Annotated in this window: 13 protein-coding genes; 11 read left to right on the top strand and 2 right to left on the bottom strand. The window is 57.1% G+C overall.

The genetic code is table 11. The features are described from left to right. Positions 1 to 26 precede the first annotated feature (26 nt). The 9 genes from WCO56_01455 (at position 27) to WCO56_01415 (ending at position 10,871) form a co-directional block, all read left to right on the top strand. Complete coding sequence (locus WCO56_01455; protein ID MEI7728204.1) at positions 27 to 644, top strand: hypothetical protein; 618 nt, start codon at positions 27 to 29, stop codon at positions 642 to 644. A 25-nt stretch (positions 645 to 669) separates the two neighbouring features. Then, positions 670 to 1,146 carry a hypothetical protein gene (locus tag WCO56_01450; protein ID MEI7728203.1) on the top strand — a complete coding sequence of 159 codons (477 nt, stop codon included), beginning with the start codon at positions 670 to 672 and terminating at the stop codon, positions 1,144 to 1,146. Positions 1,147 to 1,303: 157 nt separating this feature from the next. Then, positions 1,304 to 2,887 (top strand): arylsulfatase, encoded by a 1,584-nt coding sequence (locus WCO56_01445; protein ID MEI7728202.1) that lies wholly within the window; start codon positions 1,304 to 1,306, stop codon positions 2,885 to 2,887. Positions 2,888 to 2,963: 76 nt separating this feature from the next. Next, the gene (locus tag WCO56_01440; protein MEI7728201.1) at positions 2,964 to 4,421 is read left to right on the top strand and encodes a hypothetical protein; all 1,458 of its coding nucleotides are present in this window, start codon (positions 2,964 to 2,966) and stop codon (positions 4,419 to 4,421) included. 2 nt (positions 4,422 to 4,423) lie between these two features. Beyond that, complete coding sequence (gene miaA / locus WCO56_01435; GenBank protein MEI7728200.1) at positions 4,424 to 5,338, top strand: tRNA (adenosine(37)-N6)-dimethylallyltransferase MiaA; 915 nt, start codon at positions 4,424 to 4,426, stop codon at positions 5,336 to 5,338. 329 nt (positions 5,339 to 5,667) lie between these two features. Further along, complete coding sequence (gene cimA, locus WCO56_01430; GenBank protein MEI7728199.1) at positions 5,668 to 7,236, top strand: citramalate synthase; 1,569 nt, start codon at positions 5,668 to 5,670, stop codon at positions 7,234 to 7,236. Between the two features lie 35 nt (positions 7,237 to 7,271). Continuing rightward, positions 7,272 to 7,730: a hypothetical protein gene (locus tag WCO56_01425; GenBank protein ID MEI7728198.1), complete on the top strand. Its 459-nt coding sequence runs from the start codon at positions 7,272 to 7,274 to the stop codon at positions 7,728 to 7,730. Beyond that, positions 7,727 to 8,134 carry a PIN domain-containing protein gene (locus WCO56_01420; protein MEI7728197.1) on the top strand — a complete coding sequence of 136 codons (408 nt, stop codon included), beginning with the start codon at positions 7,727 to 7,729 and terminating at the stop codon, positions 8,132 to 8,134. Before WCO56_01425 ends, WCO56_01420 begins: the two co-directional genes overlap by 4 nt. 64 nt (positions 8,135 to 8,198) lie before the next feature. Next, complete coding sequence (locus WCO56_01415; protein MEI7728196.1) at positions 8,199 to 10,871, top strand: valine--tRNA ligase; 2,673 nt, start codon at positions 8,199 to 8,201, stop codon at positions 10,869 to 10,871. Here the strand turns inward: WCO56_01415 and WCO56_01410 are convergent. Both WCO56_01410 and WCO56_01405 read right to left on the bottom strand, forming a co-directional pair. Continuing rightward, positions 10,868 to 11,878 (bottom strand): LacI family DNA-binding transcriptional regulator, encoded by a 1,011-nt coding sequence (locus tag WCO56_01410; protein MEI7728195.1) that lies wholly within the window; start codon positions 11,876 to 11,878, stop codon positions 10,868 to 10,870. The genes WCO56_01415 and WCO56_01410 overlap by 4 nt on opposite strands. 60 nt (positions 11,879 to 11,938) lie before the next feature. Further along, on the bottom strand, positions 11,939 to 12,637 hold the full coding sequence (locus WCO56_01405; protein MEI7728194.1) for a hypothetical protein: 699 nt from the start codon (positions 12,635 to 12,637) through the stop codon (positions 11,939 to 11,941). 64 nt (positions 12,638 to 12,701) lie between these two features. On the opposite strand from WCO56_01405, the gene WCO56_01400 reads away from it, so the two are divergent. Together WCO56_01400 and WCO56_01395 are read left to right on the top strand one after the other, a co-directional pair. Continuing rightward, positions 12,702 to 14,756, top strand: coding sequence for a PAS domain S-box protein (locus WCO56_01400; GenBank protein ID MEI7728193.1), 2,055 nt, complete (start codon positions 12,702 to 12,704; stop codon positions 14,754 to 14,756). A gap of 199 nt (positions 14,757 to 14,955) precedes the next feature. Next, on the top strand, positions 14,956 to 16,008 hold the full coding sequence (locus WCO56_01395; protein MEI7728192.1) for a phosphate acyltransferase: 1,053 nt from the start codon (positions 14,956 to 14,958) through the stop codon (positions 16,006 to 16,008). The last annotated feature ends 58 nt before the right edge of the window (positions 16,009 to 16,066 follow it).

Below are 16,066 nucleotides of genomic sequence, written 5' to 3'. Positions count from 1 at the left end.
CCCGGTCTGCCTGGAACGGTTTCCTCATGCTCAGTTTATGCTGGTTCGCCATCGCTGCCGTTGCCGCCGACCAGCCGGTTTATGAAAATGATTTTCAGAAGGCCGGCGTGGGCAAAGTTCCCGATGACCTCATGGTCATTGAGGGCAGTTTTGCCGTCAAAGCCGAGGGCGCCGACCAGTTCCTCGAACTGGCCGAGGCGCCGCTGGATACCTTTGGCGCGCTGTTCGGTCCGTCGGAAGTCGCCAACCTGTCCGTCGCGGCCCGCATCTACGGCACGAACACCAAGCGCCGGTTCCCCACCTTCGGCGTGGGCTTGAACGGCGTGGGCGGCTACCGGCTCCAGGTCGCCCCGGCCAAAGGGCGGCTGGAACTGTTCAAGGGCGACGTGCCCGTGGCCTTCATCGCCTTTGCCTGGGAAAGCGGCAATTGGACCTGCTTCAAGCTGCAAAGCCGCAAGGGTGCCGATGGCAGTGTTACGGTGGAAGGCAAGGCCTGGAAACAGGGCGCGGAGGAACCGAAAGGCTGGCCGCTGAGCTTCACCGACAAAGAACCGCCCGCCGCCGGCCGTCCCGCCATCTGGGGTAGCCCATTTTCCACCACCCCGATACGGTATGATGATCTGGTGGTGAGGAAGGTGGAGTAAAACCGAAGTCCGAATTCAAATCAGAATGACCAAGCTCTATCGTAAATCCGAAGAGGGCATCCATTACTGGGAGACGTGGGATGATGACGGCGTCCACACGGTTCATTGGGGTAAGCTTGGGGAGCGTGGGCAAAACAAGGTGCTGAAGAACTTCTTTTTTCGATCTGTTGAAAAGGATGTGCAGTCACAGATAGAAAAGAAGAAAGCCGAAGGATATCAGGAAGTCTCTATTGAGCAGCATCATGTCTTAATGATTGAGTATGCCGTGCAGGGCATGGGAACCACGACTGATCTGGACAAGCGTCACCGTCTTCAAGAGCGCATGGACGAAACTCTGGGCTGGACTGGCCTTGGCCACTGCGACGGTGGAAGTATTGGCAGCGGCACGATGGAAGTCTGTTGCCTTGTTGTGGACTTCGACATTGCCATGGAAATGATCCAGGCGGATTTACGGGGCACGGAGTTTGGGGATTATGCGCGAATTTTCAGAGAAGATGAGTAAGTGCAGCCAACGGAATCACTGGACGGACGTAGGCGGATCGGGATTAGGTCCTCCAACCCAAGGTCGTGAGGAACGAGTCACCCTTAAGTGAATCAGGTGTCAAATACCGCAAGGGTTTGTCCTTGATGACCAGGCTCCAACCTATTAGTGTTCCGGTATGAACGATTGCCTGAAACTTATTGTCCCGCTGGGTGCCGCCGTCGGCTTGGCTATCGGGCTGATCCCTTCGGCTTCAGCCGCCCAACCCAACATCGTATTCATTCTCGCGGATGACATTGGCTACGCGGATATTTCCTGCTGCGGCGCGCAACACGCAAAAACCCCGGCCATTGATAAACTCGCCAGCCAGGGCGTCAAATTCTCCAACGCTCACGCGCCCGCTTCCACCTGTACGCCCACGCGCCGCGCCTTTCTGACCGGCACGTATTCGTGGCGGCAGAAACCGGGTTCCAGCATCGCGCCTGGGGATGCTCCGCTCTCCATCCCGGTGGGGACCGCCACGGTGCCGTCCATCCTCAAACAGGCGGGATACCGCACCGGGGTGGTGGGCAAGTGGCATCTCGGTCTCGGACCCGAGGGCGGGCCGGACTGGAATAAAGACATCCTGCCCGGTCCGCTGGAAATCGGGTTCGACTATGCGTTCTTCATGCCCGCCACCGGCGACCGCGTGCCATGCGTCTATATCGAAAATCATCGCGTCGTGGGTCTGGACCCCAACGACCCCATCACGATCAGTTACAAACAAAAAGTGGGTAATGACCCCACCGGCAAGGAAAACCCGGAATTGCTTAAACTCAAGCACACCCATGGCCACGACATGACCATCATTAACGGCGTGGGACGCATTGGCTGGATGACCGGTGGCAAGGCGGCACGCTGGAAGGATGAAGACATGGCCGATACCTATACCCAAAAGGCGATCAGCTTTATTGAAAATAACTCACAAGGACCGTTTTTCCTCTACCTGGCCACCCATAATATTCACGTGCCACGCGTTCCCCACCTGCGGTTCAAGGGCGTCAGCCCATCCGGCACGCGCGGCGATGCCATCCAGGAACTGGACGCCATCGTCCAACGGGTGCTGGACACCCTGGACCGGCTGAAATTATCCGAGAACACCCTGGTCATTTTCACCAGCGATAACGGCGGCGTCATGGACGACGGCTACGAGGATGTCGGCAGCTTTAACTATCACCCCAACCAACCACTGCGCGGCTATAAAGGCTCCATCTGGGAAGGCGGGCACCGGGTGCCATTCATCGCCCGCTGGCCCGGCAAAATCAAACCCGCCAGCGCCTGCGACGCGCTTATCGCCCACTTGGATATGGCGGCCACTTTCGCGGCGATCACTGGCGTGAACATTCCCGCCGGACAATGCCGTGACAGCTTCAACGTGTTGCCAGCGTTGCTGGGGGAAAAGACCGACCGGCCGGTACGACCTCACTTCGTCGCCCACAATGGCGGAACTACGGGACCGTTTGCCATCCTGGCTGGGGATTGGAAATATCTGGAAATTGCCCAACCGCTGCGGGCGGCGGATACTCGGGAAATCCCGGGCGTCGGCAAAGAGCCCGCCCCCATGCCCAAAGCCAAGGGCAAAGGCGGCAAGGCACCGCCCGTGCTGATTCACCTATCGGAAGACATTTCCGAGGCGCACGACCTGCTGGCCAAGGAACCGGCCAAGGCCGGTGAGTTGAAGGAATTGCTGGAAAAAATCCGTGCCGGCACCCGCTCCAATTAACCTGTATGCGAGTGGTGACAGGCATCTCCTAGCGCCGCCACTCCTCGCTGACGAGCGCCCGGGTTCCCCATCGCTCGTGCCTCGGGATACTGGTGTCTTTGTCTTCAATCCTTTTGCCGAGGGGTACCTTGCCCAAGGCACGGCCTTTACCCCGGTAAAGCACCAGGCGATGCTGGCCGGGGACTTGGCCAACCTGCCGCAATTCCTCTGCCGCCCGGATGACGTCGTGCTGTTGGCGAAACGACCGTCGGTGGACTTTCTCGAAAGCCTCCAGCAAGCCGGATTTCCGCCGCCGGAGTTCGTCGAGTTTCGCGAAGGGCGGCTCGATCTGGCCCACCAGCTCGCGCAGCGGAAGCTGGGCGGTTTGCGCCCTTGGGCTTGGGGCCCCGATAGCCTCAAACTGCTCGCCCCGCTCTTTGCCCAGGTGGCCGAGGGACCGCGCAGCGCCGACCGATATTTCAACGATGGCATCGCCCGGCTCTATTCCAAGGCTTGGAGCGCTGGCTTCCTGCGGCAAGTCCTGGCGCACGGTGGCACAGGGGACGCTGCCTGGCTTTGTTCCGAGCAGGAAGTCGGCACCCCGGTGGACACCCTGACAGACGCGCTTGCGGCCATTGCCGCCATTCGCGGTCGCGGCCACCATCGGGTGGTCGTCAAAACCGCCTACGGTTTGGCGGGCCACAATGCCATCCGGCTCTGGGAACCCGAGCTGTTGCCAGCCCAGCGCCAGTGGCTGATCCATACTTTGAGCCACGGCCAGTTATTGGTGGTTGAACCGTGGTTGGAGCGCGTGTTGGATTTTTCCATCCAGTTGGAAATGGGGCCGCGCGGCCTCGACCTCTGCGGCTACACCGGCCTGGTCAATGATCGCAAGGGGCAATTCCTGGCCAACTGGGCGGCGGACGATTACACCCGAAGCCTGCCCGCAGCCGTGGCGGGTTTATTTTCCTCACGCCCGGACATTTCCACGCACCTCCACCGGCTTTACAGCGAAATCTTCTCGTTGCTCGCCGAGGAACTGCAACGCGTCGGCTTTGTCGGCCCGATCAGCCTCGACGCGTTCGTGTATCGCACGCCTCAGGGTGACTGCCGGCTGAAGCCCGTGGTCGAAATTAACCCTCGCTACACCATGGGCCGCCTGACCGTCGAGCTGATGCGCCATGCCAGTCCTGGAACCTGCGGGCTGTTCCGCCTCGTCAACCACGCCCAGGCGCGCGCCGAGGGTTGCGCCGATTTTTCCGCCTACGCCCGGTTCCTAACCACGCGCCTCCCGCTGCGCATCGAAGCCGAACCCGGGGCTGAATCGGTTTCCAGTTCCGCGCGTGGCACCGACGTCCCGTCGGCGAGTTCACTGGACGTCCCGCCCGATGTTTCGCTTCCGCGCGCCCGTGAAATCCCATTAAGCATTCGCCACGGAGCCATCTGCTTGAATGATCCCGCGCAGGCCCAGGTGTGCCTGGCCACCTTTGAAGTCGGCCCCACGCTGACGCTGCCCGCTTCGTTGCGCGGCAATGCCCTTCAGCGCTTCCTTTAACCATGCAAAAGCTTGTCGTCATCCTCGGAACCAATGCCTCCGGCAAGAGCGAACTCGGCATTCGCTTGGCCGCCCACTTCGGCAGCGAAGTCGTCTCCGCCGACTCCCGCCAAGTCTATCGCGGTCTGGACCTGGGCAGCGGCAAGATCACGCCCGCCCAAGCGGGCAAGGTTAAACATCACCTTATTGATGTCGCAGACGTGGCCGAGTACTACTCCCTGGCGCAATACCAACAGGCCGCGTACCGCTCCATTGACTCGCTGGCGGCCGCCGGAAAACTGCCCTTCCTGGTGGGCGGCACCGGCCTGTACATCAACGCGATCGTGGAGGGGTATGAATTGGTGGATGTGCCGCCGAACGACCTGCTGCGCGCCGAGCTGGAAACCCTTTCACCCGCGCAATTGGTCGAACGGCTGCAAAAAGCCGACCCGGAGGCTGCCCGCCAGACCGACCCAAACAACCCGCGCCGGCTCATCCGCGCGCTTGAAATCGCCGCCGCCGGCCACGCCCACTCTGCCGCCCGCAAACACTCCCCGCGCTACAACTGCCTCCAGTTGGGCTTGACCTGGCCGCGGGAAATCCTCGAACAAAGAATCGAACACCGCCTGCGCGAGCGCCTGGCCAACGGCATGATTGAGGAAGTCGCCGGCCTCCGCGCCCGGGGCGTATCCGACCTCCGGCTCGAAAAACTCGGCCTGGAGTACCGCTATGTCACACGGTACCTCTGCGGCGAACTGGCCAGCCTCGACGACCTGCGGCTGCAACTCGGCATCGCCATCCGCCAATTCGCCAAAGACCAACTCACCTGGTTCAAGCGCGACCGCCGGATTATCTGGCTGGACCCCTTTAGCGATTATTTCCAAGCCGCCTGCGCCCGCATCCGCGAATGGCAGGAAGACCTCCCATCGGCACGCTGACCGGCGTTCGACTACCGGTGTAGCGCATTACGTTAGTGACAGTTTCCTGGTATCTCTGCGGTTTATGAGGCACGCCGTCGAAGAGTCCACCCGGCAAGGACAACGTTATTCGCGCAGGCTTAAGGAGCGGCAGCGAAGTTCCCGTGGCCGACCTTCCCTTGCGATTCTGCCTGAGCACGTTCCTTGTTTTCAAAACCGGTTAAACGCAGTTTGGCAACCGATCTGACGTTGGTTTTTAGGCTTCGTCGAATTGACTGATTTGTTTTTGGAGTTTGCATCGTTTGAGCGGATGGAGTAAAAGTGTTCTTCCCGCCGAGGCGGGTGAAACTATGAAAACCGTGAGACCCAAAGTCGAAATCTACGATACCACCCTGCGCGATGGCAGCCAGGGTGAAGGCATCAATTTCTCGGCCATGGACAAGTTGCGCATTGCCGAGCGTTTGGACGCTTTTGGGGTGCATTATATTGAAGGCGGCTGGCCGGGCAGTAATCCCAAGGACATGGAGTTCTTTAAACAGGCCAAGCGGCGTCGTTACAAAAACGCAAAGATCGCGGCTTTTAGCATGACGCGGCGCAAGGGTATTCCGGTGGAACACGATGAACTGATGCTCCAGATGCTTGAGGCTGGAACCCCGGTGATCACCTTGGTGGGCAAAACCTGGTTGTTGCATGTGACCGAAGTGCTGCGGGTGACGCCGGATGAAAACATCGCCATGATCGCGGATAGCGTCCGGTTCTTCAAAGATCACGGGAAAATCGTATTTTACGACGCGGAGCACTCGTTTGACGGCTTTAAGAATGAGCCTGAGTATGCCTTGGCAACCTGGCAGGCGGCGGAAAAAGCTGGGGCCGATTGCATCGTGCTTTGCGACACCAATGGCGGCTGCTTGCCGAGGGAGATTGCGCGTATCACCTCCGTGGCCAAAGGCAAATTAAATACCAACGTGGGCATTCATACCCACAACGATTGCGGTTTTGGCGTCGCGAATGCCATTGCGGCAGTCGAGGCTGGCGCCACCCAAGTGCAGGGGACGATCAATGGCTACGGTGAACGCACGGGAAACTGCAACTTGATCAGCGTCATTCCTTCACTGCATTTTAAACTTGGCTTGAGCAATGTGCCGGCAAAGTCCATGCCCAAGCTCAAGGAACTGTCACAGTTTGTGGATGAGATTGCCAACCTCAGGCCGGATACGCGCCAACCATGGGTGGGAGCAACTGCCTTTGCGCATAAAGGCGGGATGCATGTTCATGCGGTGGAACGCGTGGCGCAGAGCTACGAACATATTAACCCGGAGACCGTGGGTAACGCGCGCAAGGTGTTAGTCAGCGATATGTCCGGGCGCTCGAACATCTTTTGGAAAGCGCGCGAGTTGGGATTCAATATTTCTCAGGATACTCCCGAATTGAAAGCCGTGCTGGTCCAGATCAAAGAACTGGAGAGCCAGGGGTATGAATTCGAGGCGGCTGAGGCGTCCCTGGCCTTGCTGATTCGCAAGCATCTCAAACATCAGGACTATCCCTTCAAGGTGGAGGGATATCATGTATCAATTCGGGGCAATAATGGCCACTCGGTGTGCGAGGCCACCGTCAAAGCACGCGTGGGGGATAAAACCTCCCATACCGTCGCTGAAGGCGATGGTCCGGTAAATGCCTTGGACGGCGCGCTCCGAAATGCACTCGCGGAGTTCTTTCCGCAACTGAAAAACATCAAACTGATTGATTACAAAGTACGCATCATTGATAGCGGCACTGGGACGGCGGCGAAAACCCGGGTGTTGATCACGTCCAGTGACGGACACCGGGAATGGGGCACGGTGGGTGTCAGCGAAAACATCATCACGGCTTCCCTGAAAGCGCTGGTGGACAGCATGGAATATGCGCTTATGAAAAAATAATTTGACACACATACAGCATGATGTATATTGGGTGTGTGAAAACTAAAAAAATACGATACAACTTGCCACTGTCATCCAGCGAGCCCTTGGAGATGAGAGAGCAAATGATGCCCGTGATGGATGCGGTCGGGGCTGCGGAAGCCATGGTGCGCACGCAGATATATCTGAGCCGTGGCGAACATGAGTTTTTGCAAGTGGAAGCGTCGCGGCGCAGCGTTTCCATGGCGTCGGTTATTCGCACGTTTATTGAAGAAAAAATGGCGCCGCCAAACGAAGCTTGGGAAAATAATCCATTGCTGGATGCGCCTGCTGACCCTGAATTCACCGGACCAGAGGACGGGGTTATTAACCATGACCATTATGTTTATGGGAGCCCTAAGAAATGGGTCAAGCAAGGGAAGGCATGGACAGAGGCACCGCCCCTTCCAGATGACTATTTTACCAAACAAGACAGTGGTTGCGGCAACGAACGCATCGCCCGGGGAAAAATATGAATCAGCGTGTACTGCTTGACGCTTCCTTCTGGATTGCCTTGCGAGATCGCCGCGAACCCTGGCACAGTCGGGCGCGTGGTCTGGCCAGGCAATTGCTGGCCAACCGCCACGGGCTCGTTTTCACCAGCCTGATTCTGGCGGAAACGCACGCGTATTTCTCCCGTTCGGAACTGATCCGGAACCAGGTGCTGGACGACGCGCAAAACAATCCGGTGCTGCAATGGGAACCAGTGAGCCATGCCGATGAGACGGAGGCCATTCGCGTGTTGCGGTTGCACAAAGACAAATGCTATTCGCTTTGTGACGCTATTTCTTTCGTGGTAATGCGCCGGCTTGGGCTACGCAAGGCGGCTACCTTCGATGAGCATTTTCGGCAATTTGGTGAGTTTGAAATCATTACTTAGCCGTTTTCGGAGAAAACGTGGTGGGTTGACGGAATCATTTGGTTATTCATAACAAGAACATTTTATGCGTGAAATCTCAAAGGCATACGAGCCACAGTCGGTGGAAGACAAATGGTATCAATTTTGGACGCAAAACCGATGTTTTGTGGCGGACGAACACTCCAGCAAACCAGCCTACTCCATTGTTATCCCACCCCCGAATGTCACCGGGGTGCTGACGTTGGGCCATGTGCTTAATAACACCATTCAGGACATCCTGGCGCGCAAGGCGCGCATGGATGGGAAGGAAGTACTTTGGCTGCCGGGCACGGATCACGCCGGGATTGCCACCCAGACGGTTGTTGAAAAAACACTACGCAAACAGAATGTCATCAGGCATCGTGACGATCTGGGGCGCGATAAATTTCTGGAGAAGGTCTGGGAATGGAAAGACAAGCATGGGGGGATCATCATTCAGCAGCTCAAGAAGCTGGGGGCGTCCTGTGATTGGACGCGTGAGCGATTCACGATGGATCCGGAATATTCAAAGTGTGTGCAGCGCGTGTTTGTGGATCTCTACAAAAAGGGGCTGATTTATCGCGGCAAACGCATGGTGAACTGGGACCCGGCGGCGCGCACGGCCTTGTCTGACGAAGAGGTGAACATGATTGAGGAGCGCGGGCATTTGTGGCATTTGAAATATCCGATGCTGGATGAGCAAGGCAACCCCAAAGCGGATGAATTCCTAGTCGTTGCCACGACCCGTCCGGAGACGATGCTCGGCGATGAGGCGGTCGCGGTGAATCCCACAGACGAGCGTTATAAGAGCATCATCGGGCGCAAAGTGCTGTTGCCGCTGCAAAACAGGCCCATACCCATCATCGCCGATGAACTGGTGGATCCGAAATTCGGGACTGGCTGTGTGAAGGTGACACCCGCGCACGATCTGGCTGACTACCAGATGGCTTTGCGTCACAATTTGCCATTTACCGTTGTCATTGGCCCGGATGGAAATATGACTTCGGAGGCGGGTGAGGATTTTGCCGGCTTGGATCGCATGGAGGCGCGCAAGGCCGTGGTGGAAGAACTCGAAACGCAGAAGTTGCTCTTCAAGATTGAAGATTACGTGCATAACGTGGGTTATAGTGAACGCAGCCACGTGCCGATTGAACCGTATCTTAGCGAGCAGTGGTTTCTCAAATATCCGAGCCAGGAAAATTCCCGTGGAGTGGTTGCCACGGGAGCCATGAAATTTTATCCGGATCGGTGGGCCAAAGTCTATGACCATTGGATGGGTAAACTGCAGGATTGGTGCATCAGTCGCCAGTTGTGGTGGGGGCATCGCATCCCGGTTTGGTATCACAAGCAGACTGGAGCGGTGCATTGTGATGTGACGCCGCCACCGGATGCTGATAACTGGACGCAAGATTCCGATGTGCTCGACACATGGTTCAGTTCCTGGCTTTGGCCATTCGCCACCATGGGCTGGCCGGACTCCACCGCGACGGTCAAAAAGTTTTATCCCACCACCGACTTGGTCACCGGGCCGGACATTATTTTCTTCTGGGTCGCGCGCATGATCATGGCGGGTTACGAGTATATGGGCGAGATGCCCTTCAAGAATGTTTATTTTACCGGCATTATTCGCGATAAACTCGGACGTAAGATGTCCAAAAGCCTGGGTAATTCACCGGACCCGCTGGACCTGATTGCCAAATTTGGCGCGGACGCATTGCGGTTCGGCATCATGCGTTCCGCGCCGCAGGGCCAGGACCTGTTGTTTGATGAGCAGGCCGTCGAGCTGGGCCGTAATTTCTGCAATAAGCTGTGGAATGCCTGTCGGTTCCGCCAGATGCAGGGCGGGGAGACCGAAGGTGAAATCAATCCGGCTAAACTTACCACCGATGATCGCTGGGTTCTGGGGCGGCTGGATCTCGCCATCCGTGAAGTCACCACCGCGCTGGAAGACTACAAGTTCAATGAAGCTGCCCAAGTGTTGTATCGTTTCTTCTGGAACGAATATTGCGATTGGTACATTGAAAGCACCAAGGCCGTCCTGCAAGGTCAGGACGCGGGAAGCAAGGCCAACACGCTGGCGGTGATTGACTTTGTTCTCTCAAATACCATGCGGTTGTTCCATCCGTTTTTGCCTTTCATTACGGAGGAACTCTGGCAGGGAATGGGCTTCAATCAAGAGTTGCCGGCGGGGCAGGGTGGGCAGACCATCATGTATGCCAACTGGCCCAAGCCATTGGATGAGGACTTCAACTCGCACTATGGTCTGCTGCCTGAGATTGCCGAATTTAATGAGCAAAAGTATGAACTGGTGCGGTTGGGGCGCAACTTGCGCCGGGAAGCTGGTATCCAATCCGGAAAGAAAGTGCGTTTCATTTTCAAACCGGTGGCAACGCTTGGCGATTATGAAGTCGAAGTGCTGAAAATCCTGTTGGCGGCTGAGACGCTGGAACTCGACGCAAATTATCAGGCAAAGAAGGGCACGCCATCCGCCCGTTCACCGTTGGGAGAGCTTTTCCTGCCGCTGGAAGGCCTGATTGATGTGGACGCTCAAAAGGCCCGTCTCAATAAGGAATTGGAAAAGATCAACCTCGAGATTGAGAAAGTTCGACAAAAACTCAACAACCCGAGCTTCACGTCGAAGGTGCCGTCTGCCGTTTTGGAGGAGCACCGTCGGCGTCTTGAAGAGTGGCTGGGTAAACAAGCCCAGGCGCTAAATGCGCTCAAGGCGTTGGAAGCTTAAAGCGGTGGCGCGGCCACACTTTGCCGGACGAGCGGTTCCGAGGGTAGGCGTTTGGATCCCGGCACCTGGCCAGCCAGGAGATTGAGCATCGCTTCAAAGGCTGCGGTGCCTAATCGGTATTTGGGCTGGCTGGTGGTGGTGAGCGGCACTTTGAAGTATTCTCCGACCATAAAGTTGCCAAAGCCAGCCACGCTCAAATCATTTGGAACGTGGCGGCCGGCTTTCGTAAAGGCATTTATGGCGCCAATGGCCACCAAGTCGTTCACGGCCAGCACCGCGGTGGCCTGGGTGGATTCTTGTAACATCGCGGCAGCGGTTTTTTCACCTTCTTCAATGGTCATGCCCGCTTCAAATATCAGGCGGTCATCCAGCTCCAAGCCCGCATCACGCAAGGCGTGCCGGTACCCTTCCATGCGTTCTTGGGCGATAGGCGAGAGGGAGGGGCCGGCAAAGAACGCGATGCGCCGATGCCCCAAGCCGATCAGGTGCTGGGTTAGCTTGATGCTGGCGGTCAGTTCATCGGTCTCCACGCCGCAAAACTGACTGCAGAACGGCGCACGATGCCCCAAGATAACTGTCGGGACTTGCCGCGTCTGGATTTCGCGGTATGCCGGGGCGCTGTTGCCGAAACGGTACACCGGCGCAATGAAGATGCCGTCCACTCGGCGGGCCAGCAAGCGGCGGATAACCGCCTCTTCCCGTTCCGGCAACCCCAGAGTGTGAGTGATCAATAGGTCATATCCGGCATCAAACGCCTTTTCTTCGAGCGCCAACACCAACCGAATAAAACCTGGATGGGTAATCGTTGGAATGGCGAGTCCAAACAGTTTCGTGGTTCGGCTTCGCAGGCTGCGGGCCATCGTGTTGGGAACATATCCCATTTGCTGTGCCAGGGCGCTTACGCGCGCTTTGGTTTCGGTGGAAATGTCAGGAGCATCATGCAAGACTTTGGATACCGTCATGATGGAGACGTCCGCTTTTTCCGCAATATCCTTTAACGTTACCATGTGGCGGTGACTTTAATGCAGTCCATGAAAACTTACCATGAGAAAGTCATGCGGCCCAATTCATCGTGGTGGCTCGACTACTTGGGGTGCCGATGGATTGGTGGACATCATCATGTAGGGGCGAAAACTGGACGGAGTGCGCATGGGGCGTTGGAAATTCATCGGCGGCGCGGTCCCGTTTGGATTCTCGGGATTGACCGCTCCTGGGACGGGCGCCGCACCGGGGTTGGCGGGCTGTCCAGGCGGTGCGGCGGGTGGCACGATTTGCCCGGGGATTGGAATACCGGGCGCAGGCTGGGGTTGGGTTGTCGGTTGGGGCGGGGCAGGGGGTGTCTTCACGCCATCCTTGACCATGTTCAGGGTTACCTCTTGGTCGCCGTTTTTGATTTTAACGGTACCTTCATCCGGGTCAATGGCCAGTACCTCAACCGGGCCGGAAGTTTGCTGTTCCGTAAGCACTTTGGATTCTGGCTGTTTACCCTGCTCCTGAATCAGCAGCACGGCCCGCCGGTTATTATTGAGTTTGATGATGCCGGTCAACTTGACGGTGGTGGTGGGGGCCGGTGGTGGTGGGGGCGGCGGCGGCTCCGGTGGCGGTTTTAACCCAAACGCGTTACGCTGGGAGATCGTATTATAGCGTTCTTCCTGGGATTCCGCCCCGAAAGCGACTAAACCCACTGACAGCCATCCGATGGCCATCCACCTTCGCGTCCATGTTCCAGTCCATTGCACAACATCACTATAACGTTGCTGTTTCAAAAAGACCACCATATTTTCACTCGTGCCTTGACGCATTATCAGTATGGCGTGCATAGTACAACCCATGGTTAGTGCCACCGAAACCGGCGAGAATGCCAGCCTGCAAACGCAGGTGGAATCGGTGCTGCAAAAAAGCGAGGAGCAATTCCGCGCTCTCTTTGAGAACGCGCCGATCGGTATCGGCATTGTGGATGCGGCAGGCAATCTGTTGGTTTGGAACGCCGCGCTGTTGGAACCCGGCGGTTACAGCCGTGAAGACCTTCGGCGGATTGGCAACCTCGCCGCGCTTTATCACGATCCCAAGCAGCGCGAGGAGATATTAGGACGTTTCCATAAGCAGGGTGTGTTCAAGAATTATCCGGCGCAGTTCAAACGCAAGGATGGCTCCCCCTATGATGCCCTGCTTTCCATGACTCGCACGATTTTCAACGGGCAGCCGTGTAACCAGGTGATGATCGTGGACATCACTGAGCACAAAGGGATTGGAGAAGTTCAAACCTTTTTGGCTCAAACCAGTCGAGGGACCACCGAGGAACCGTTCTTCAACGCGTTGGCCCGTTATCTGGCCAAGAGCCTAGGCATGGACTTCGTTTGCATTGACCATTTGGAGGGGGATGGATTGAATGCCCGGACGGTGGCGCTCTGGCACGATGGCCATTTCGAGGACAATGTGACCTATGCCTTGAAAGATACTCCTTGCGGCGATGTGGTGGGCAAGGAGGTCTGTTGTTTCCCGGCCAGCGTGTGCCAATTCTTTCCGCGCGATCAGGTCCTGTGGGATTTGCACGCGGAGAGCTATGTCGGCGTGACCCTCTGGGGCCATACCGGTCAACCGATCGGTTTGATTGCGGTCATTGGACGAAAGCCGTTGGCGAACCGCTCGCTGGCCGAAGCCATGCTGAAAATGGTGGCTGTGCGCGCCGCTGGCGAACTGGAACGGTTGGCGAGCGAGGAAGCGCTGCGCGAGAGCGAAAACTTACTCAGAGAATCGCAGGTCATCGCGGGTCTGGGCAGTTACGTTTTAAATGTCGCCACTGGCTTGTGGAAAAGTTCGGAGGTGCTGGACAAGTTGTTTGGGATAGATAAGGCATACGACCGCTCGGTGGCTGGCTGGACAGCACTGATTCATTCTGAGGATCGTTCCATGATGTTAGATCACTTTAAGAATGAAGTGCTTGGCCGGGTGCGGCCTTTTAACAAGGAATACCGTATCATCCGGCACAATGATCAGGCCGAACGCTGGGTGCATGGATTGGGCAGACTGGAATTCGATGCTCAGGGGCGTCCCCTGAAAATGCACGGCACGATTCAAGATATCACTGAGCGCAAGCAGGCTGATGCGGAGAAGGAAAAACTGGAAATCCAAAACCGTCAGTTTCAGAAGTCTGAAAGCTTGGGTCGCATGGCTGGGGCCATTGCCCACCATTTCAACAACCAACTCCATGCGGTGATGGGATACCTGGAGATGACCATGAGCGAGCTGCCTCGTGACTCGGAATTCTACGATAATTTGAACGAAGCCATGCAGTCTGCCCGGAAAGCGGCGGAAGTGAGCCGTGAGATGGTAACCTACCTTGGGTTGACACCGGTCAATCGGACGCGGCTGGATTTTTCCGAGGTTTGTCAGCGGCATTTGCCGGTGTTGCGGTTCAGCCTGCCGCAAGGCATGATTTTGCAGGCCGTTTTGGCCTTGCCCGGTCCTGCCATCCAGGCCAATGCCAACCAGATGCAGCAGGTGCTGACCAACCTGGTCGTTAATGCGTGGGAAGCCATGGGTGACGCCCGAGGAGTAATTTGTCTGACCGTCAAGACGGTTTCCGCAGCGGATATTCCGGCCGCTGGCTGTTTCCCCATAGACTGGCAGCCGCAATTCACGACTTATGCCTGCTTGGAAGTGGCGGACGCGGGTTGCGGAATTGCGGATCAAGATATCGAAAAGCTTTTCGACCCGTTTTTCTCCAGCAAATTTGCTGGCCGGGGGATGGGGTTGGCGGTGGTGCTGGGGATTGTGCGGGCCCATAACGGGGCGATTACGGTTGAGAGCAAACTGGGCCAGGGAAGTGTTTTCCGGGTGTTTTTGCCACTGTCCGAAGAAGCAGTTGTCCAGCCGCCACGCTAGCTGCGCTGGAGATAACGCGGGGGAACTCTCTGAGACGTGGTGCAGTTCAGCTTATCCAACTGATGGTTTCCCATGTTCTGGCGCTTCATTTCTGCAAAATTTTGGGATGCACTACGCTTGTTCTGGTTTTAGCCTGCCTCCCGTTTTATTATAACCTTGGCTTGCAGTTTCCCGTGGGGGACCGCATACTTACGACGTTATGAGATTCATTGGGAGCATGATCGAGAAGCTGCAGCGGCACCCCAAGCGGATTGTCTTCCCGGAAGGGACGGAACCGCGGGTGTTGCAAGCGGCCAGGCAATTCCATTCCTTGCGATTGGGCGCCCCCATTCTGTTGGGCGAACGCACGCGCATCAAAGAGGCGGCGGAGCGGTTGAACGTCAAATTGGACGGTATTCGCATCATTAACCCCGAGGAGAGCGAGGAACTGCCCGGTTTCGCGCAACGGTTTGAGATGTTGCGCCGCTCCAAAGGCATCAAGCTGCACGAGGCCCGCGAGGCCATGATGAAGCCGAATTATTTCGGCGCGATGATGGTGGCGATGCATCAGGCCGATGGCTTGGTGTCGGGCACCAATGAGATTTCCGGCAGCGTGCTCCGGCCCCTGTTTCAGATTATCAAGGTGGCGCCCAACACCACCACCGCCTCCAGTTGCATGGTCATGGAGGTCGAGGATACCCGGTTTGGCGATCAGGGCGTGATGTTCATGGCGGATTGCGGTGTCATCCCCGAGCCGGATGTGGATCAACTCTCGGATATTGCCGTGACCACGGCGCAACTGGCCCAGAAGCTGTTGGGCACCCGGCCCCGCGTGGCCTTTCTATCCTTTTCCACCAAAGGCAGCGCCTCCCATCCCTCGATTGGCAGAGTGCAGGCCGCTACCGCGCTGGCTGAGCAAAAGGCCAAGGCGAAAGGTTTGGAGGCGGATTTCGATGGTGAATTGCAGTTGGACGCCGCGTTGGTGCCTGAGATCGCCATGCGCAAACTGCCGGAAAGCCGCGTGGCTGGCCGAGCCAATGTGTTGGTTTTCCCCGACTTGAATTCGGGGAACATCGCCTATAAATTCGTGCAGCATGTGGCGCGTGCCAATGCGTATGGGCAAATCCTGATGGGACTGGGGCGTCCGGCAGCGGATGTTTCGCGCGGTTCCAATGCGCACGATATTCTTGGTGTGGCGGCGATTGTCGGGGTGGAAGCCATCGAGTTCAGAAAACTGTATCCGGAAGCGGAGGATACACTTCCGGGGGAATAAGCCCGCGGTTGGCGGTTGCGTTTGAACGCTGTATCCCAAGCCGTACCGGGTTGGCTTG

Source organism: Verrucomicrobiota bacterium, assembly GCA_037139415.1.
Lineage (GTDB): Bacteria > Verrucomicrobiota > Verrucomicrobiia > Limisphaerales > Fontisphaeraceae > JBAXGN01.
This window is presented reverse-complemented; position numbering and strand designations above follow the sequence as displayed.